This window comes from Cellulomonas humilata, from assembly GCF_030814415.1.
Classification (GTDB): domain Bacteria; phylum Actinomycetota; class Actinomycetes; order Actinomycetales; family Cellulomonadaceae; genus Cellulomonas; species Cellulomonas humilata_A.
The window spans coordinates 606,082-626,254 of record NZ_JAUSVB010000002.1 but is presented as its reverse complement, the minus strand read 5'-3'; the positions used below and the strand labels follow the sequence as shown (position 1 = coordinate 626,254).

Here is a 20,173-nt window from a genome sequence, read left to right as displayed (position 1 = left end):
CTCACCGTACCCCGAACGACCGGCCGTTCCGCAACCTCCCGGCCCGCCCGTCTCACCGCAGCCGTCTCACCGCAGGGCGACGAGGCGCCCGTCCCCGAGCGCGTACAGGTGCTGGCCGATGCGCAGGGGCCGGGGGGCGTCGGCGGGCAGCGGCGCGTCCCAGTCCGTCGCGCCGTCGTCGAGCGAGAGCGCCGTCAGCATCGGGAGCCCGCCGTAGCCCTCCCGCTCCACGAGGAGGTGCTCGCCGTCCGTGAAGGAGCGCCCGATCGTCGGGCCGAACGACCGGCGCCAGACCTCCTCGCCGCTCCGCGCATCGAGACCGACGAGCGCACCGCCACCACGCAGCACGACCCGTCCGGCGACGTCGGCGGCCACCTCGGGCGCCGGCGCCAGCGCCCGCCACACGGCCTCGGTCGACCCCGGCGCGTAGGCCCGCACCCGGCCGCCGAGCGGGCCACCCGTCAGGCCGCTCGCCGTGAACACGAGGCCCGACGTGCCGTCGCTGACACCGGGCTCGACCAGGGAACCTCGGACGGTGGACCACGGGTCCTGCCGGCCGAACGACAGCTCGGAGACGGCGTCGACGCCGGCCTCCCGGACCCGGAACCGGGTGCGCACGAGCGTGCCGTCGTCGAGGAGCCGGACCTGGTCTGAGGGCGCGGCGCCCGCGGGCCGTGGCAGCCGCTCCCCCGTGAGCGCATCCAGCAGCAACGTCACCTCGTTGCCGGCCGCAATCACGAGGTCACCCGCGGCGACCAGGGAGACCCGGCTGCTGCCCGCCGAGCGGAACGTCGACCACCGTTGGGTCTGCCAGCGCACGGCGCCCGTGGCCGGGTCGAGACGACGAACCGCGAGCATGCCCCACGAGTACGTCGCCACCACGAGGTCCGACCCCACCTGCTCGGTGGCCACCACCCAACCCGGCACGTCGCTGCGGGACAGCACGCGACCGTCGGCGGGGTCGATGCGGAGCAGCGCCGACGCGCCGACCTGTGCCGCCGACGCGTCGGGGTCGAACCTGCGAGTGTCCGAGGGTGCGTCCGGCCCGACGACGCACACGAGCTGCGCGTCGAGCGGTCGGCACTGCACGCGCTCCGGGACGAGGGCGTCGTCGAGGGGCACGGACCACCGCTCGTGCCCGGCGACGACGTCCAGCCCGACGATCCGGCGGCCGGTCGGCGAGGCCTGCGTCGCCGCGACGATGACGTCCCCGGCGAGGACCGGCGCGACGGTGCCGTCGACGTCCGCCGACCAGCGCACCCGGGGGGCCTGCTCGAGGACCCGGACCGCCCCGGGGAACGCGGCGGCGCCGAGCACCGCGTCACGTTCGTGGCGGCTGACCCACGACGGCACCCCCACCGACACGGTCCCGAGGACGGCGAGCGCGCACACGGAGGCGACGACCGCACGCGCGGGGCGGCGAGCGGCCCAGGAGCCGAGCCGAGCCACACCGGCACGCAACCGCTGCGGGCCCGAGCGGACGCCGTCCTCGACCGCCGCGTCGTCCTCGTCGAGTCCGACGCGCTGCATCACCGGCCGCAGAGCCGAGGTCATGGCGATCAGCCGTAGACGATCAGGTCGTTCTCGGTCCGGACGACGAGGTGGCCGCCGACGGAGTCGACGCCGAGCACCCCCTCCGGGAGCGGGACCGACCAGTACCGGACGCCGTCCTCGAGACCTCGGCCCCACAGCTCCGGTCGGCCGTCGGGGGACGTGCCCGGACCGAGGACGAGCGTGCCGTCCGAGACCGGGTCCCACGTCAGGACGGAACCGGTGTCGACGTCCCAGATCATCGAGCCGTCCGTGGCGTCCAGCACGCCGTAGCTGTCCGCACCCGAGACGACCAGCCGGTCCGAGACCAGCAGTCGCGGGTCGAGCTGGGACGGGGTGCGCCACCTCAGCGCACCGGTCGACGCATCGATGCCGGCCACCTGCGGGCCCTCGTCGACGATGATCGTGCCCGGCTGCGACCCGTCGTCGGCGGACAGCTGCGCGGGCAGGCCCTGCACACCGAAGAGCTCGGTGCCGTCGACGTCGTGGACGTGCCCGCCGCCGACGGGAGCCCACGTGGCGAAGCGGTCGCCGAGCGCAGCCACCTGGAGCCCGCCGAACCGCGGTCCCGTCATCAGCGTGCTGCCGTCCTCGACGTCGAGGACGATCGTGGCGCCGCCCTCGAGCACGATCAGCGGGGGCAGCACACGCATCGCCGCGGCGACGCTGATCGCCGGGGCGTTCATCACGACCGGGGTGACGACCGACCAGACGACGTCCCCGGTCCGGGCGTCACGCCGCTGCACGATCATCCGGCCCTCGGCGTCGAGCGTGCCGATGAGGAGGTCGTCCTCGATGCGGTCGAAGGCGACGAGCTCCCCCCGGACCTCCCAGTCGCCGAGCCGCTCGCCGTCCTGCGCCGACAGCGGGACGACCGAGACCCGCGGCGGCTCCTGGATCGACGCGTCGTCGGAGTAGAGCACCCGGGGATGCCGGACGAGGCACACCACGAGGTCGCCGACGTCGCCGCGCAGGGGCGGGCAGACCGCCGCGGTCGCCTCGAACCCGGAGCTCGACACCGGCACCACGTCGATCGACCACCGCTGCGCGCCGGACACCGCGTCGTGCGAGGTCACCGTCCAGGCCGTCTCACCCTCGGCGAGCACCACGAGCGCGCCGTCGGCCGCGAGCACGGTGCCGGGCAGCAGGGGCACGCGGGCCTGCCACAGCGCCTCCGGTGCCGCGTCGAGGGGGCGGACCAGGCCGGGCACCGCGGCGATGCGATCCACGAACGCGCGGTCCCGCGCCGACGCCACGACGCCGGACACGACGACGCCCAGCACGACGACGGCCGCGACGGGCCACCACCGGCGCAGGACGCGCCGGCCGGCTGGTGGCGGCTCGTCGGTGAGGGTGGCGGTGTCCTGCGGTGGCGGGTTGTCCGGCGGGCGCGACCGCTCAGCAGCGGTCGGGGCGTCCTCGACCTCGACGAGCTGCATCCGTGCAGCGGGACGGCGGTCCGCCATGGTTCGACCCTAGGCCATCGGGTCCGACCCCGGTGCGCGGGTCAGCCGGAGGGAGCAGTCGCCGAACGTCACCGTCGACCCCACCCGGAGGCGCACCTGCTGGTCCACCCGGCACACCACCTGCGCGCCGTCGGGCAACGTCACGACCGTGCCGTTGGTCGACCCGCGGTCGGCGATCCAGACCCCGCCGGGCTCGACCCCGATCTGCAGGTGGGTCTTGGAGACCGACCGGGCAGGGTCCACGACGCGCACCAGCTGCACGTCCGCGTCCGACGCGGGGTTGCGACCCACCAGCGCCGTCCGGGCGATCGTGACGCGCTGTCCGTCGCCCAGCTCGATCTCCGCGGCCGTGCGATCCACCACGACCGAGGCGACGGGTGCGGCGACGAGGTCGTCCCGGGGGCCGGCCGGTCGGGTCATCTCCAGCTCGGGGGCGAGCCCGTAGCTGAGCCCGACCTGACGGACGACGGGGGTCGCGCGGGTGTCCAGGTCGGGTCCGCTGCGCTGCGGCGCGAGGGGGGCGAGGACCAGCGCGGCCGGCCGCGCCTCGTCGAAGAGGAGGTTGAGCAGCGCGGTCCCCTCCGTGGCCGTCCCCGGCTCGGCGACGGCCCACCCGGGGACGCTGACGGGTCGGTGCCCGGTGCGCCGCGGCGTGGGCTCGGCAGCGCGCGCCCGCGGCGGCGCAGCCACCGGCACCCGCGCCGCACGGACGTCGAGCACCTCGTCGCGCGCCGCGAGGTCCTGCCAGCCACGCCGCCGTCCCGTGCGGTCGAAGGCCGGCGAGGCGAGGACGACGAGCAGCCCGACACCGAACGCGAGCACGCCCGCCGCGAGCACGGCGGTGCGCACCAGGACCCGGAGCAGGCCGATCGGGGTGCGGGACTCGACGTCGAGCGTGCGGATCCCGACCGCTCGGCGGCCGGCCGTCCAGCCCGACCGCCCGTGCGCCACCCACTGGACCAGCGTCACCACGAGAACGGCCGCGGAGCCGACCAGGACGAGGGCGTCGCGGCCCTGGACCAGGCCGAGCACCAGGACCGCGCCGCCGAGCACGAGCACGAGCACGAGGTCGAGCAGACCGGCGGACAGGCGGCGGCCCATCGTGGCGGGCGTCGAGCTCTCCCCGGCGGAGTACGGAGCGTGTCCGTGGCGTGTCATGACGAGCCCTTCGGGCGACGGTTGCGGTGGTTCTTCAACGAAGCGGTGGACACCCGGGCCCGCACACGCCGGCGCCAGCCGACGCTGCGCGTCATCGCCTCGACCGTCTGCTGGACGTCTGCCCAGTATGCGGTCGCGTGCGCGCCGCTCGGCTCACCGGCGCTGAACACGGCGTGGTCCGCCGAGCGCGCGAGCGCGCCGACGCGGGTGGCGACGAGCGCACCCCCGGGGGCGTCCGCGAACGACGCGGCGAGCGCGAGGGCCGACTCCTTGCGCGTCGCCATGGGGCGCGCCGGGCGGCGCAGGTCGCGGGCCGTGTCCAGCACCTCGTCCCAGCCGCCCGCCACGCGGGCCACCGGGTCGAGGCTGCGGCGCCGACGACGCCGTCGCCGGGCCTTGATCGCGATGATGACCAGCAGGGGCGACGCGAGCAGCAGCAGAGGGATCGCGGCGATCCCGGCCGCCCGGGCGATCCGCCAGAACAGCGCGCCGGCGTCCTCCTGCTCGTCCGGGTCGTCGGTCTGGGGCTGCTCGGTGTCCTCGTCGGGCGGCGTGACGGCACCCGGCGGCGGCGGCGGGGGCTGGACGACCTGCGGGTTCGGCTCGGACGGCTTCTCCTGGTCCTCCTCCTGCGGGGTCTGCTCCGGCGGGGGCGTCGGGTCGAACGGCACCCAGCCGTAGCCCTGGAACGCGACCTCGACCCACGCCTGCACGTCCTTGCCGGTGACCTCGACGGGCCCGTCGCCTGCCCCCCGCTCCGGGACGAAGCCCAGCACGACCCGCGCCGGCAACCCCATCTCGCGCACCATCAGCGCCATCGCCGCGGCGTACTGCTCGCCGTCGCCCACCATGAGGTCGCCGCCGAGCAGCGACGTGATCCGGTCCGCACCGTGGCCGGACAGCGACTCCGTGCCCGAGACCTGGACGCCGTGGCTGAAGAAGCCCTCCTCGGCGAGCCACGTCTCCAGGGCCTCGCTGATCTGCGCCGGGCTGCCGGCGTCGCGCGCCACGTCCGCCGCCGTCACGGTGGCGACGTCCGGCACCCCGGCGAGCGGAGGCTGGGCGACGTCGGACGCGGGCGCGCTGCCGATCTCCGTGACGGGCGGCACGCGCGGCACGACGACGTCGATGCCGTACTCGAGCCCGTCGTGCACGCCTCCGGTGAGCACGGCCCCGCCCGTCGCGTCGTTGTAGCGCAGGGCGCTCGAGACCGCGGGGTCGGCGATGTCGAAGGACGTGGCCTGACCGACCGTCGGGAGCCAGACGCCGGCCAGCTGGTCGACGGTGAACTCGACGTGCGCCCCGTCCCCGCGCACGGTGGTGTCGATCTCGGAGCCGACCCGGCGGAACTCGCCGGACGCCTCGGCGGACCCGTCCCCCGCCACGTTCCAGACGACGCCGTCGTACCGGTCCATGGTCGCGAGCCGCACCCGCGCCCCCTCGGGCAGCCCGGTGACCGTGAACAGCGGGGCGTCCTCCTTCACGAACTCCCGGAAGGCCGACAGCGGGCTCGGGTAGTCGCGCGGGTCGAACGGCGGGACGAGCTCGTCGCGCACCACGAGCCGGTCCGTCGCTCCGACCACGACCGGGGCGCCGACGACGCCTGCGACGACCGCCACCGCCACGAGCGCACCTGTCGCGACGACGCGCCGAGCTCGCAGCAGACCGGCCCGCCACGACGCCCACGGCAGCAGGACGACCGCGAGCAGCACGCCCGTCAGGACGGGGTCGACGATCGGACGACGGGTGCCCAGGATGATCGTCGCGATCGTCACCGCCACGGGGACGAGCGCCGCGGACGCCGCCGCGGCACCCGTGCGGGCGCGCAGGGCGATCGACACGGCGAGGCACGACCCGACGAGCGCCAGCAGGTAGGCCGCGACCAGCAGCGTGCCGTCGGACCCGACCGGCGGCTGGAGGGTCAGCACCTGCTTCCAGGTCGAGGCCGCACCGCGGGCCAGGGCCACGGCGGTCGACGGGGTGGGGACGACCCCGGCGACGGTGGTGCTCGGCGCGGCCAGCGCCCCGCCGGCCAGCACGTACACGACGACGACGGCCGCCACGACCACGATCGCGGACCAGCGGCGCGCCGCACCGACCACCGCGACCGCCGTGCCGAGCAGCAGACCGCCCGCAAGAGCGGGGAGCGCCGTCAGGCCGCCGTACACCTCGAGCAGGGGCGCGAGAGCCAGGCCGAGGGTGCCGACGAGGCACGCGACGTCGACGGCAGCACGGCCGGCCGGTCGCGGGGTCACGAGGTCACTCGTCGCAGCAGGCGCGGCAGGTCGTCCAGGTGGCCGATCGTTGCGAGGCTCAGCGACCCCTGCGTGCGCACCGACACGTCGGCGCCGCGCTCGCACCGGACGACGACCGTGCGGGTCCCGGCCGTCACGTGCCGGGCACCCAGCCGCAGGTCGGCGTCGTTGGGCACCGAGCCGGTGACGAGCATCGCCACGGAGGCCTCCGGCGCCTCGCGCACGACGCGGCGCCCGAGCAGGGTCACCCCCGCACCGGCGCTCGACAGCGCGATGGCCGAGCAGTCGTCCAGCAGGAGCGGGGGCGTCTCGGCGCGGAGCTTGCCCGGGCCGGCGAGCACCACGAGGTCACGCTCCTCGCGGATCGTCTGGACCCCGACGGACGCGATGACCGACACCGCGAGCTCCAGCTCGTCGTCGTCGGCGTAGTCTCGCGGGTCGGTGGCCAGGGCGAGCGCCGTCGTCGTGCGCCGCGTGTCCTCGAACTGCTTGACCATGAGACTTCCGCGGCGCGCGGTCGTCCGCCAGTGGATGTACCGCCGGTCGTCACCCGCGACGTAGTCACGCAGGGCGTGGAACGACAGGTCGGAGTCGGACAGGTCGCGCGTCGCCTGGCCCTCCAGGTCGCGCAGGAGGCCGGCGCTCGCACCGGCGAGGGACACCAGCAGCGGGTGGACGAACACCTCGGTGGGCCGGGTCCACCGCACGCTGCGTCGCACGAGCCCGAACGGGTCGCCGCGGACCGAGCGCACCGGCCCGACCACGATCACCGCACGCCGGGTGGTCGGGATGGCGAACAGGTCGTCGTGGCTCGAGCCGGGGGCGAGCGCAGGGACGGCGAGCTCGGCGACGACCGCACCGACGGGAAGCTCGATCCGGGACGGCAACGACCGGCGGCGCGCGATGTTGCGCACCTCGAGGCGGCCGAGGGCACGCTCCCCCACCTTGACCCGGCGGTCGGCCATGTCGAGCGTGACGGCGTAGCGGGCCCGTCCGGCGGTCATCAGCAGCGACACGAGGAGCACAGCCGTCAGCGCGGCACCGAGCGCCGCGAGCTCCAGCCACCCGAACCACCGGCCCAGCACGAGGCCGAGGGCCGCCACGGCGACGGCCCCCCACCCGACCGGTGAGATCCGCAGACCCACGATCAGCCCACCCGAACAGCCGGCGGTGCCGTCGTCTCGAGGATCCGGCCCAGGATCTCGATCGCCGTCACCCCGGCGAACTCCGCCTCCGTGTCGAGCAGCAGACGGTGTGCGAGCACGGGCTGGGCGAGGTCCTTCACGTCGTCGGGGATGACGTACTCGCGCCCGGCGGCGGCCGCCCAGACCTTGGCGGTCCGCACGAGCGCGAGACCGCCGCGCACGCTCGCCCCGATCGCGGTCTGAGAGTCGTCGCGGGTCGCCTCGATGAGCCGGGCGACGTAGTCGAGCACGACCTCGTCGATGTGCACGGTCTGCGCGAGGTCCGCCATGGTGCCGACCGCCTGCGTGGTGATCCGCGGGGTCAGGTTCGTGGTGCGGTCCTTCGCCCCCGCCAGGATCTCGATGGTCGACGCCCGGTCCGGGTAGCCCAGCGACGTCTTGATGAGGAACCGGTCCAGCTGCGCCTCCGGCAGGCGGTACGTGCCCGCCTGCTCGATGGGGTTCTGCGTCGCGATCACCATGAACGGCCGGCCCACCGGGTGCGTGACGCCGTCGACCGTGATCTGCCCCTCCTCCATGACCTCGAGGAGTGCCGCCTGGGTCTTCGGCGACGCGCGGTTGATCTCGTCGGCGAGGACGACCGACGCGAAGATCGGGCCCGGGTGGAACTCGAACCGGTGGGTGCTCTGGTCGTAGATGGTGACGCCCGTGACGTCGGACGGCAGCAGGTCCGGCGTGAACTGGATCCGGTGGTGGCTGCCTTGCACCGTCGCGGCGAGCGCCTTGGCCAGCGAGGTCTTGCCGGTGCCGGGCGCGTCCTCGAGCAGCAGGTGACCCTCGGCGACCATCGCGGTGAGCGCGAGCCGGACCGTGTGCTCCTTGCCGAGCAGCGCCAGGCCGACGTTGGACACGAGCGCGTCGAACGTCTCCGCGAACCAGATGCTCTGCTCGGGGGTCATCGGGGGCTTCTCCTTCGGTGTCGGGGCGCGAGGCCCCTCGGGTGCAGGTGGGTCATGGCGCCGTGTAGGTCGCGGAGGCCGTCGGCCCAGCCCCACGGGCGTTGCTGGGGGTCACGGTGACCTCGACGGTGTCTCCGGTCTGGGGCGTGGGCAGCCCGAGGTCGTCGAGGTCGATCGCCGCCGTGGTCCCGGAGGTCGTGCCGCAGGCCTGGGGGCTGCCGCCGTTGACCACCCAGCACACGCGGTAGCTGTCCACGCCGATGCCGCCGTCGTTCGCGGGGAGCGACCAGACGGCGGACACGCGCGTCGGCGCGGCCGTGTCGTCGGGCGTGATCGTCAGGTTCTGGACGAAGCTCGGCGGCTGGCCCCACGACACGTCCGTCGACTCGTCGTCGTCGGTGGACCCGAGCCCCGTGCTGGCGGTCACCGTGACCGTGACCCGCGCCCCGGAGAACGGGAGACGCCAGCCCGAGACGTCGACGGTGGCGGTGGGCCCCGTGAACGTCCCCGACGCGCGATCGCCGCGGTCGCCGACCAACGACCACGTGTAGGTCACCGTGCCGCCGCCACCGTTGCTGACGTCGGGACCGCGGCCGACCGTGATCGCGGTGGGCCGGCCGCCGTTGCCGTTGGCGGTCACGGCGACCGACGCGGTGGGCGTACCCGGCGGCGTGGTGGCGGTCGCCGTCGCCGGGCCGCTCCAGCCGCTGGACCCCGCGCCGTTCACCGTGCGCACCTGGTAGGTGTAGCTCGCCCCGCCGGTCAGGTTCTCGAACGTCCAAGACAACCGGTTCCCCACCTCGAGCTCGCTGCCGTCAGGCAGCCGCACGACGTAGGACTGGATCGGGGTGCCGTTGTCGTCGGCGCCGGACCAGCGCAGGTCGATCCGGCCCGCCCCCGCGACCGCCGTCGCGGTCACCGACGTCGGTGCGGTCGGGAGCCCGAACGTCGACGCCGTGGTGGTGCCGGCCTCGCCCCAGCCGGCCTTGTTCTTGGCCCGCACCGAGACCCGGTACGGGTACTTGGTCTGCGCCTGGTCGAACGTCAGCTGCTGGGTGCCCGCGGCGACCGGATAGGTGCCACCGCCAGGGCCGTCGACGACGACCTCGTACTGCGCCACGGCGTCGCCGTTGTCGACGGGCGAGGTCCACGTGATCACGATGACCCGGCCGAGCGTCGAGTCGGTCGGCGCCGCCGCGACCACCGGTGCGTCGGGGACGCGCGCCGGGACCATCGGTGCGGACGAGGGCGACCAGCCGCTCGGCTCCGGCGCCTTGTTGTGCGCGCGCACGCGGACCGAGTAGGCCGTGCCGTTCCGCAGGCCCGTGAACGTGTAGCTCGTCGTCGCGGACGAGACCGAGGCGGGCCCGCTCGGCGGCGCGGGCGAGATCTCGAGCGTGTAGCCGGAGATCGGCGAGCCGGTCGAGGTCGGCGCCTCCCACGTCGCCCGGACCGAGCCGTCGCCGAACTCCAGCGACGGTGCCGCCGGAGCGTCCGGGACCGCGTCAGGCCGGGCCGTCGCGGACGGGCCGCTCGCCTCCGACCAGTCGACGTCGTTCTGCGCCGCGACCGTGAACGTGTACTCGACGTCGTTGGTGAGGCCGTCGATCGTGCACGTCGTGCTCGCGCACTGCCGCACGATGTTGCCGGGGCTCGCCACGACGCGGTAGCCGATGATGGGCGCACCGCGGTTGTCCGGCGCGTCCCAGGACAGCACGACCGTCCTGTCCCGCACCTCGCCGATCCGCGGGGCCGTCGGTGTGGCGGGCTTCCCGCGCACGACGACCGTGACCCGGCCCTCGACCTCGCGGTCCGGGTCGCCGGTGACGTCCCGGACCCGGAACCGCGTGACCATCTGGCCGATGAACCCCTCGGCCGGCCGCACGCTCACGGTGCTCGCCGTCGCGCCGGCCGTGCCCGCACCCGGGGTCTCGACCGTCGCGCCGACCACCGTCATCGGGTCGGGCGCGAAGGGGTTGAACGCGCCCTCGAGGACGTCGACCGTGGTCTGCCGCCCTTCGACACCGTCGATCGTGCGGTCGACCACGCGCACCGTCGGCCGGGTGCTGGCGATGACCCGCACGTCGACGGCCGTCTCGAACGAGCCGGTGCGGCCGTAGCCGACCCGGACGGCCAGCGACTCGGTACGCCCCTTCGGGGTGGTCGCGTTGGCCGCGATGGTCAGCAAGCCGTCGGTGATGTTGCCCGAGAACCCCGCGGGGACCGCCGAGACCAGGGTGTACGCGTAGCGGCCGTCGGTCGGGTTCGCCCCCTCGGGTCCCGTGGTGAAGGACCGGAGGTCCACGACGAGGGCGGGCTCCCCGGGAGCCACGTCGATGGTCGACGGGTTGAACGTCGGGGGGTAGTCGTCGACGGCGTACACCGTGATCTGGAGCGTGATGACGGACGTCCGCGCGGAGGTGTCCCCCGGGGAGGACGCGTCCGTCACGGGGACCGTGATCGACGCCGGACCGGCGTACCCGGCGGCCGACGTGAACTGGAGGGTCTCGTCGTCCACGATCGGGCTGGTGCCGTCGGACCGCGTGGCGGACACCCCCAGGGGGTCGGCGATCCGCGCCGTGCGCCCGGGTGCCACCTGGACCTGCTCGCCGAGCGGGATGACGAGGCTCTCCCCCGACGCGACGCGCAGCTCGGGCGCCTTCGGACGCGGCACGGGCCGGAAGAACCCGAGCGCCGGCACGGTGATGAACGCGTAGGACGCGACCGGGCTGCTCCCGGTCCTGTTGGTGAGCAGGTACGGCACCGTCTGGGCGTGGTCGACGAGGGTCACGACGACCTGACCGCTGTCGCTGACCCGCGCGACGTCCGACTGCGACCCCGGCACGGAGACCTCGAGGTCGCTCAGCGGCCCGCTCGGGTTCTGCGCGACCGCGAGGACGTCGACGGAGACCTCGGTGCGGTCCAGCGTGTCCGTCGCGGGCACGACGATGTCGCGGGCGATGGGTGGCAGCACCGGGGCGTCCGCGGACACGGTCACGGTGAGGACCCCGGAGTCACGGCCACCACGCTCGTTGGACGCGGTGTAGGCGATCTGGAGCACCCCCGGCTCGTCGGGGGCCTGCACGACGATCCGCCGGTTCTCGACCCGTGCGTCGATGCCTTGGGCCATCTGCAGGTCGGTCCCCAGGGTGAGCTCGCCGCCGCTCGAGTCGACGTCGTTCGCCAGCACCCGGACCTCGACGCGTTGGCCCGGCTTCACCGTGACCTCGTCGTCGCGTGCCACGACGGTCGCCGAGTCGCTGGGCCGTGGGCTGATGCCGACGCGGATCGTGGCCACGGCGCGCTGCCCGACCCAGTCCTCGACGGCGTAGGTGAACTCGTCGGTGCCGACCTCGTCGGGGAACGCCTGGTACTCGAGCCAGTCCGCGCCCGTCGCCGTCACCCGGCCGCGCAGGGCGGACGACGCGATGCCGAGCAGCGTCACGCCGTCGCCGTCGGGGTCGATCCCGACGAGCGGGACGTAGATGCGGACGGTGTCGCCCTGGAACACCCGTGCCACCAGGTCCTGGGGCCGTGGCGGAGCCTTCGCGCTCGCGTCCGACGCGTGCACGCGGACGGTCACGGTGGCGGCGGTGAGGTTGCCGGTGGCGTCCTCCACCTCGAACGTCGCACGCGCCGTGAGTGGCTCGTCGGGTGCCTGGTAGCGCAGCACGTCCCCGGAGACGAACAGCAGACCCTGCCCGCTGGCCAAGGGCTCGGCGAGCTGGGTCCGGAGCGTCAACCGGTCGCCGTCGGGGTCGTACGCGTCGTCGAGCACCGGGATCGTCACGACGCCGCCGGTCCGGACGTCGACCTCGACGTTGGGCACCACCGGAGGCTGGGAGGTCGCGGACGGCGGCACCGGGTGCACGACGATCTCCCCGACCGTGCTGTCCTGCCCGTTGGAGACGGTGTAGCGCAGCGCCACGGGCGCGGTCAGCGTCCGCTCCGACGAGATCTGCACCAGGTGGTGCTCCAGGATGGCGACCCGCAGCCCCTCGGGCGCGTCGACAGACTGCAGGATCAGCACCTTGCCGGCCGGGTCGGTGTCGTTCTCGAGCGGGTCGAGCGTGACCTCGCCGTCCGCCGGAAGGTACGCCTGGTCCCGGACCGCGATCGGCGGCTGGTCCGTCTCGGGCCAGACGCGGACGTCGATCCGCGCCAGACCGGTGGCCTGCTGCGGCGGCGCCGAGACGAGGAACGTGACGTAGTAGCTGCCGGCGCGAGCGGCGCTGAACGTGAAGGTGCCCCCCTGCAGGTCCGTCGTGATGGTCCCGCCGACGACCTCGTCGACGCCCGCGAGCCGCGGCGGCTCGGCGGACGAGCTGCGGACCGCGTCGAGCGGGTGGACCGTGACGGGCTGGTCGACGTACGTCACGACGTGCACGGGGTCGATCTGCGGCGCCAACGAGCCCGCGGGTCGGACGTCGACGTCGAGCCGGCCCTCGGTCGTGGACGTCCCGTCCGACACGAGGAGGGTCACGCTCGTGCGGCCGAGCTGCGCGCCGTCCGCACGGAACGTGACCGTGCCGTCCTGGCGGAACCGGACGGACCCCGAGGTCGGGTCCGCCGTGGCGCCGACGAGCACCAGGTCGTCGCCGTCGGGGTCGAGGAAGTCCGCGAGGGCCTGGTGGTCTGCCTGCCCGCCCTGCTCGACCTGCAGCGAGCCGGTCCGCAGCTGGACCGGCGGCTCGTCGAGCGACCCGTCCCGGGCGGTGAGCACCACGCGCGCGGTGGACGGTGCGTTGGTGCCGTGGCCGTCGGTGATCGTGTACGTCAGCTCGGCGGTGCCGGTGGCCCCCTCGGCGACGGCCACCTGCAGCGAGCGTCCGCCGTAGATCGCCTCGATCCTGCCGAACTCGGCGGGCAGGGGGTCGAACTCGGAGATGACGAGGATCCCGCAGTCCGAGGACGAGTCGTTGTCGATCACCGGGAGGATCGTGGTCCGGCCCGGTCGCACGCCGAACGCGTCGTCGGCGGCCGTCGGCGGTGCCGACTCCGTGGAGCACTCGGTGACCAGGTCCTGGGTGGTGTCCGAGGCCTCGGTCTCCTCCTGGGCCTCGTCCGGCTGCTCCTCCGGCTCGATCTGCGTCCAGTCCGGCACCCGCAGGTCGGTGTCCTGCAGGGGCATCCACAGGCGGCCGCGCAGCGTGTCGTTCAGCACGACGACCTGCCGGTTCACCCGGAACGCGAGCTCGTCCGCGCTGGACATTCCCTCGAGGTTGCTGATCGTGGCGTCCTCGCCGTCGCACAGCTGCACGTACGACCCGACGGCGGACGCCCACGCCCCGTGCGCGCACCGACCGACCTGCACCGGGTCGGCGGGCACGCCGGACCCGTCGGTCGGGTGCTCCACCGGGGAGCCACCGTCGAGCGGGACCTCCAGCAGCGCCGTGCGGCTGGCCACGAGGACGCGCGAGGACTCCGGTCCCGGCTGCTGCAGGGCCAGGTCGTCGCCCTCGAGCTCCACCTCGCCGTCCAGGGTCCGGATGGTCTGGTCGGACAGCACGGCAGGAGCGTCGCCGACGGCGGTCAACCGGTCGACCGGGCCGGCGCCGAGCGTCCCGAGCGGCGTGCTCCGCGCGGCACCGTCCACGACGTCGACTCGCGTCACCTCGCCGTCCTCAGGTGCCACCGCCAGGACGGCGCCGCTGCGGGCGACCACCGCGGCACCACCCGTCCCGAGCTCGACGTCGGGGGCGTCCGTCGCGATCCGCAACGTGTCCAGGGCGGAGATCGGCCGGACCCACAGGTTCCCGTCGGGGTCGACCACCGCCACGACGCCCGCGGCCATCGTCACGTCCGCGCCCGGCACGGCGACCTGGGTGGTCAGCGTGACCGACGCCGGGTCGACCACCGCGATCGAGCCCGGCTCGACCAGCAGCACGTCACCCTCGTCCTGCAGCACGTCGAACGTGCTCCCTGCCGCCGACAGCCCGCCGTTGAGCTCCTCGACCTGCGCGTTGTAACGGCCCAGCTGCAGCTTGCTCGTGGCGGTCAGCCAGACCCCGCCGTCGTTCAGGTCCAGCCGGGCGAGCGGGAAGCCTTGGTCGAGCAGGGCAAGCACGAGTACCAGGACGGGGACGGTGACGACGGCCGCCGCCGTGGTCGCGCGCGAGCGCACCGACCCCCAGCTCATGGTGTGCACCCCTGCGCGGGCTCGGCCGACACGCGGCGGTCCACGCGCACGATCGCGACCTCGATGCAGACCTGTGGAGTCGTCGCCTGGTCGGCGGGGACCGTCACCGACGGGGTGTCGATCAGCGCGAGCACGGGTTCGCCCGTCGCCTGCAGGACGCCCCACACGTAGAGGTCGCCCTCCTGCGGCTCCGGGTTGTCCCACGTGAACAGGACCGACCCGTCCGCCTGGCGGGTGCCCTGCAGCCCCGACGGCGACGGGACGGGGTCGACGATGGTGGTGGGCTGGGCGTCCTGGGTGAAGTCCGACGTCGCCGTCGGGTCGTCGTCGGCCGAGCCGCCCTCCCGCATCGCGGCGGCACCGATGGCCACGACGGCGGCGAGCACGACCAGCCCCGACACGACGCCGGCCACCATGCGCGACCGACCGCGCTGGGCGGTCTCGGGCTCGGCGTCCTCGACCTCCGCGGGCGCGATGAACACCGGTCCGGGTCGGGCGCTCGCCGGCTCCGGCGCGACGTACGTCACCCCGCGCAGGCGGGTCGGCTCGTCCGCACCCGGCGGCGTCTCGGGAACCGGCGCGACGGGTGCCGTCGGGGCGACGGTGACGATCGAGCGCAGCCGGGTCGCGTCCTCCCGGTCCTCGTCGGCCGACGGGGCGGGCGCGTCCGGGTCGGCGCCGGGCGCATCCATGAGGTCGAGCGGGGTGATCGGCAGCCGGAGGTCGGCCTCGACCTGCTGGAGCGCGCGGGCGACGGCCGCAGCGGAGGCGAACCGGCGCGTCGGGTGCTTCGCCATGGCGCGCTCGAGCAGCTCCTGCAGGCTCGGCGGCACGTCCTCGCGCCCCGTGGGCGGCAGGGGTGCCCGTTCGATCCGGGCGACCAGCTGCTGCGCGGTGTTCTGCCCGCCGGCGATCTCGAACGGCGTCCGGCCGGCGAGCAGCGAGTAGATCGTCGCTGCCAGGGAGTAGACGTCGGAGCGCTCGTCGCCCGTCGGGTGCTCACCCAGCAGCTCGGGCGGCGACCACGGGATGGACATGCCGACCGTCGCACCGGCACCGTGACCGGTCGTCGCGGCGATCCCGAAGTCCGTGAGGGCCGGCCACCCGAAGTCCGTGGTCAGCACGTTCGCCGGCTTGATGTCCCGGTGCAGGATCCCGGCGCGGTGCGCGGTCTCGACCGCCGACGCCAGCCGGATGCCGATCCGCAGCGCCTCCGCGACCGAGATGCGCTCCGTCCGGTACCGCTCCGCCAGACCCGGCCGTGAGCAGTACTCCATGACGAGGAACGGGCGCCCGTCGGCCGCGATCGCCGCATGGTAGATCGTGACGATCGACGGGTGGTGCGACAGCTGGGCCATGAGGTTGGCCTCCTGCTGGAACCGGCGGCGCACCTCGTCGTCGAGGCTGCCCGCCAGCAGCACCTTGACCGCCACCTCACGCCGCGGGAGCTCCTGCTGGTACAGGAAGACGTCCGCGAAGCCGCCGAGGCCGAGGACCCGGAGGTACTCGTAGCCCGGCAGGCGAGGCGGCGTCGACGCTTCGCGGCGTGCGGTCACGAACCCCGCTCCACCGAGAACGTCACGCCGTCACCGAGGTCGACGACCTCGTCGACGCCGACCACGCTGGGCTCCCCCGGGTGCAGCCGTCGGGCACCCTCGCCGTGCCGGGACACGTGGATGCCGTTCGTGGAGTCCAGGTCCGTGACGACGACGTGCTCGCCCTCGACGCGCACCTCGGCGTGCGTCCGGGAGATGTCCTGCTGCGGGCTCGGCACCGTGATCAGGCGCGGCAGCTCGCGGTTGGTCACCCGGGCGACCTGCGGCGCGCGGCCCAGCAGCACGGCACGGTCGAGCGGGACGACGAGCCCGGTCGACAGGACCAGGCGCGCGGGCGGGCTGGCGACCACGGGGGTCCGGAACGGTCCGGGGAGCTCGTCCGAGGCCCACGACGGCAGCTGCTCGCGGATCTCGGCGAGGTCGGTGGACAGGATGGTCAGGCCGTCGTGGTCGTCCAGCGACGCGCCCCCGACCGGCAGCGGGGCGACCGCGGGATCGGTCCCGGGGAACTGCGAGGTGAGGATCGACTCGGCCGCCGCGACGACGCCCGACGGGTCGGGTTCGGTGCTCGTGTCCGTGCCCGTCTCCGTGTCCTCGTCCTCGTCGTCGCCCTCGTCGCGGGCGTCCTCGGTGAGCGGGACCAGCTCGACCTGCGTGGGCTCGTCCCACGAGACGGTGTCGACGATGTCGGCGGCCGGCGCGGACGCCGGCACCTCCGCCGCGGTGTCCCACGGGACGGTGTCGACGATCTCGGCCGACGGGGACGCGAGCGCCTCCACCTGCGGCTCAGGGGTCTCGTCCGCGACCGGCGTCACCGCCTCGGCCCCGGCCTCGTCGTCAGCGACCGGCTCCACCCCGACCGGGTTCGTCGCGGGCGCGCTCGTCGGCGCCGGCTCGGGGACGTCCCGCGCGGTCAGCGCGAGCCGGACCCGGGACGCGGCGACGACCCCGTCGGCGATCGGGAGGCTCGCTGCACCGACCGGTGCACCGTCGGCCTGCACCGTGACGTCGGCCACCCCGTCGAGCACCCGCTCGGTCCAGGTGCTGACCTCACCGGAGCGCCACACGTCCTGCCGACCGTCCACGTCGACGACGACCTCGACGTCACCGCGCAGGGCCGCGTGCACGCGCCGGCCGTCGACGGATACCACGACGAACGGCGGCAGACCGCCGAACCCGTCGCGCGCGAGCAGGGCCAGCGCCGCGAACACACCTTCGCCGCTGTCCTGCCAGAGCGCGCGGACGGTGGACTCGGCCGAGCCGGGACCGAGCAGCGCCACGAACCCGGGGCGCACCACGGCCGTCCAGTCGCCGACGGAGTACTCGGGCACGCTCATGACGGGAGCTCCTCGTTCGATGGGTTCGGGTCCGGGGTGCTCGGTCCCGGTGGCACGCGCGGGATCGGCTTGGTGGCCGTCCTGGCGCGGCGCGGGACCGTGACGCCGTTGAGCATCTCGTCCCACACGTAGGGACCCAGCTCGGCCCCCGTGCGGGGCACGGTGATGTGGACGTCGTCGTGCGCGCCGGCCGAGGTGGCGACGTCGACGACGACCGCGCTCACGTTGTCCCGGGCGCCGTGCTCGAGCGCGAGCCGGACCAGGAGCGCGGCGGCGTCCTGCGGGTCGGCGGTCTCCGCCAGCACGCGTGCCAGGTCGTCGTCACCGACCTCACGGGTGAGCCCGTCCGTGCAGATCAGCAGCCGGTCGTTCAGGCCGGCGGGCAGCAGCCAATACTCGGGCTCCGGCGGGTCCCCGGTGCCGAGCGCGCGCGTCAGGACGTGCCGCTCCGGGTGCGTCGCGGCCTCGGCGGGCTCGATCTCGCCCAGGTCCAGCAGCTCCTGGACCACCGAGTGGTCCACGCTCACCTGTTCGAGGACGCCTGCGGACCAGAGGTACACGCGCGAGTCGCCGACGTTGAAGACCAGCCAGTAGGAGCCACCGTCGTGCTCGGTCACGGCGACCCCGGCGACGGTGGTGCCGCCCTGGCGTCCGCCGGTGAACTCGGCCCGGATCCGGGCGGCGGTCCGGTCGAAGCACGCGTGCACGTCGTCGGCCGTCGCCGCGGCCTGCCCGGCGAGCTGCGCGAACTCCTCGACGGCGATCCGGCTCGCGAGGTCGCCCGCGTCATGACCGCCCATGCCGTCCGCCACCAGGAAGACCGGTGGGTAGGCAAGGAGGGCGTCCTCGTTCACCTCGCGCACGAGGCCACGGTCGGTCGCCGAACCCCACGACGTGCGCACGCGACCCCCTTGTCCTGGGAACGGTCCTGACTGTCCGTTCAGATCATCGGCGCACATCGTGCCGCACGTGAGCGCTTCCTACACAACGCGACCCGCTGCGGGGTCAATTCCGGTCAGATCCCGAGCTGGAACACGCCCCAGTACGCCAGGACCACGAGCAGCACGACGGAGCCTATGACCCCTGCCCACAGCACCGACGTGCGGACGATCCCCGGCGCGGGGACGCCGCCGGCGAGGCGGACCCGGCGGCAGCGTCGCAGCAGCAGGACCCCGACGACGACCACCGCGATGCCCAGGACCCGCACGACGACCCAGCCGCCCTGGACGACGAGGTCGTTGCGCTGGTAGTCGAGGGCGAGCCGTGCGACCGCGACGATGTACCAGACGAGCGCGAGCACCGTCAGGATCGCCCCGACGCCGAGGGCGAGGAGCCGAGGCAGCACGCCGCGCGCGAACCGCGGTCCGGCGACGGTCACCGTGGCTCCGCGACGTCGTCGGACCCGGTCCGTGGCCTCCTCGACGCCGCGCGCGAAGAGGACGACCAGGGGGCCGAGCAGGATCAGCGCGACCGACGTGCCGGCGAGGGCCAGGACGACGTCGCCGTCGCCGAACCACCGGGGCTCCGGGACGGGCGCTGCGACGTACGTCTGGACGGGCTGCGCCCCGGCGACCCGCGGTTCGGAGTCGCCCGTGGCCGGCAGGCCCAGCACCCAGCCGGACAGGTCGCGCAGGAACGCAGCGTCCACGTCCCCGTCGACGCGGATGCCGTGGTTGGCGCCCTCGTAGTAGCGGATCGTGACGTCACCGTTCCCGGCGACCGCCGTGTCCTCGAGGACCTGTTCCGCGCCCTGGATCACGGGCATGGACGCGTCACCCGTGCCGTACACGACGAAGACCGGCTGGGTCATCTGACGCTGGTAGGGGGTGACGTCGAAGTCGGCGTACTCGAAGCCACCGCCGGGCAGCGACATGCCGACGGCGCGCGGGATCGCCCGGAACACCCCGTGCGGCACGCCGGTGTTGCGCAGGTAGGAGTCGACGGCGAACGCGGCCTGCTCGCGTGGGGGCACCACCGGGGAGGACACCAGGACGACGAACCCGATCGACGGGTCCTGCGCGGCCATGATCGGAGCGATCCAGCCGCCCTCGCTCTCGGCGTAGATGCCGACGGCCTCGGGGTCCACCCCGGGGTAGGACTGCAGCACCCGGACCGAGGCGTCGTAGTCCGCCGCCATCGCCACGTAGTCGCGGTGCCGCGTCGTGTACGTGTCGAGCCGCTTGTTCGGCACCATCGCGACGATCCCCGAGGCCGCCAGCGCGCGCGCCTGCTCGATGAAGGCGGTGTCGAACCGGCCGGTGCCCGCACCGTGCACGAACACGACCCCCGGCTTGGGGTCGTCGAGCCCGACCGGCTCGCTGATCTGGGCCTCGACCGTCACACCGTCGAGCCGGACCGAGACGACGGACGTGCGCACGTCGTACTCCCGCACGGGTGCGGCGGAGCCGATCGCGGTCGACGACGTCTCCACGACCAGCGGGTCGGCCAGCGGGACCGGGTCCCACTGCGGCCCCATGACGGCGCCGAGAACCGCCAGGAGAACCACTCCGAGGGCCGTGCTCGCAGCGACCCGGTAGGACCGGCCCACGTGCCGGTCCACGTCCGCGCCCACGCGAGGCACTGCGCGTCCACCCGACCTCAGCATGC

Annotated in this window: 11 protein-coding genes; all 11 read right to left on the bottom strand. The window is 74.4% G+C overall.

From position 1 onward, the window contains the following. Positions 1-66: 66 nt before the first annotated feature. Positions 67-1,554: an outer membrane protein assembly factor BamB family protein gene (locus tag J2X26_RS08895; protein WP_307491539.1), complete on the bottom strand. Its 1,488-nt coding sequence runs from the start codon at positions 1,552-1,554 to the stop codon at positions 67-69. A gap of 5 nt (positions 1,555-1,559) precedes the next feature. Then, positions 1,560-3,017 carry an outer membrane protein assembly factor BamB family protein gene (locus J2X26_RS08890; RefSeq protein WP_307491538.1) on the bottom strand — a complete coding sequence of 486 codons (1,458 nt, stop codon included), beginning with the start codon at positions 3,015-3,017 and terminating at the stop codon, positions 1,560-1,562. Positions 3,018-3,026: 9 nt separating this feature from the next. After that, the gene (locus tag J2X26_RS08885; protein WP_307491536.1) at positions 3,027-4,175 is read right to left on the bottom strand and encodes an RDD family protein; all 1,149 of its coding nucleotides are present in this window, start codon (positions 4,173-4,175) and stop codon (positions 3,027-3,029) included. Continuing rightward, entirely contained in the window at positions 4,172-6,430 is a 2,259-nt protein-coding gene (locus J2X26_RS08880) for a transglutaminase-like domain-containing protein (protein ID WP_307491534.1), read from the bottom strand. The genes J2X26_RS08885 and J2X26_RS08880 overlap by 4 nt, the downstream gene beginning before the upstream one ends. Further along, a complete protein-coding gene (locus tag J2X26_RS08875; protein WP_307491533.1) occupies positions 6,427-7,575 on the bottom strand; it encodes a DUF58 domain-containing protein in 1,149 nt (382 codons plus the stop codon). The genes J2X26_RS08880 and J2X26_RS08875 overlap by 4 nt, the downstream gene beginning before the upstream one ends. Before the next feature lie 2 nt (positions 7,576-7,577). Next, positions 7,578-8,534 carry an AAA family ATPase gene (locus tag J2X26_RS08870; protein WP_307491531.1) on the bottom strand — a complete coding sequence of 319 codons (957 nt, stop codon included), beginning with the start codon at positions 8,532-8,534 and terminating at the stop codon, positions 7,578-7,580. A gap of 52 nt (positions 8,535-8,586) precedes the next feature. Further along, on the bottom strand, positions 8,587-14,673 hold the full coding sequence (locus J2X26_RS08865; RefSeq protein WP_307491529.1) for an Ig-like domain-containing protein: 6,087 nt from the start codon (positions 14,671-14,673) through the stop codon (positions 8,587-8,589). Then, positions 14,670-16,229 carry a serine/threonine-protein kinase gene (locus tag J2X26_RS08860; RefSeq protein WP_307491527.1) on the bottom strand — a complete coding sequence of 520 codons (1,560 nt, stop codon included), beginning with the start codon at positions 16,227-16,229 and terminating at the stop codon, positions 14,670-14,672. Before J2X26_RS08860 ends, J2X26_RS08865 begins: the two co-directional genes overlap by 4 nt. Further along, the gene (locus J2X26_RS08855) at positions 16,226-17,566 is read right to left on the bottom strand and encodes an FHA domain-containing protein (RefSeq protein ID WP_307491526.1); all 1,341 of its coding nucleotides are present in this window, start codon (positions 17,564-17,566) and stop codon (positions 16,226-16,228) included. The genes J2X26_RS08860 and J2X26_RS08855 overlap by 4 nt, the downstream gene beginning before the upstream one ends. After that, positions 17,563-18,468: a PP2C family protein-serine/threonine phosphatase gene (locus tag J2X26_RS08850; protein WP_307491524.1), complete on the bottom strand. Its 906-nt coding sequence runs from the start codon at positions 18,466-18,468 to the stop codon at positions 17,563-17,565. The genes J2X26_RS08855 and J2X26_RS08850 overlap by 4 nt, the downstream gene beginning before the upstream one ends. A gap of 113 nt (positions 18,469-18,581) precedes the next feature. Continuing rightward, positions 18,582-20,138 (bottom strand): alpha/beta hydrolase family protein, encoded by a 1,557-nt coding sequence (locus tag J2X26_RS08845; RefSeq protein ID WP_307491522.1) that lies wholly within the window; start codon positions 20,136-20,138, stop codon positions 18,582-18,584. Positions 20,139-20,173: the final 35 nt, after the last annotated feature.

What these genes read in the sequence shown, in the direction of transcription:
- J2X26_RS08895 (WP_307491539.1), bottom strand. Translation starts at nt 1,554, where the DNA reads ATGACCTCGGCTCTGCGGCCGGTGATGCAGCGCGTCGGACTCGACGAG.
- J2X26_RS08890 (WP_307491538.1), bottom strand. Translation starts at nt 3,017, where the DNA reads ATGGCGGACCGCCGTCCCGCTGCACGGATGCAGCTCGTCGAGGTCGAG.
- J2X26_RS08885 (WP_307491536.1), bottom strand. Translation starts at nt 4,175, where the DNA reads ATGACACGCCACGGACACGCTCCGTACTCCGCCGGGGAGAGCTCGACG.
- J2X26_RS08870 (WP_307491531.1), bottom strand. Translation starts at nt 8,534, where the DNA reads ATGACCCCCGAGCAGAGCATCTGGTTCGCGGAGACGTTCGACGCGCTC.
- J2X26_RS08865 (WP_307491529.1), bottom strand. Translation starts at nt 14,673, where the DNA reads ATGAGCTGGGGGTCGGTGCGCTCGCGCGCGACCACGGCGGCGGCCGTC.
- J2X26_RS08855 (WP_307491526.1), bottom strand. Translation starts at nt 17,566, where the DNA reads ATGAGCGTGCCCGAGTACTCCGTCGGCGACTGGACGGCCGTGGTGCGC.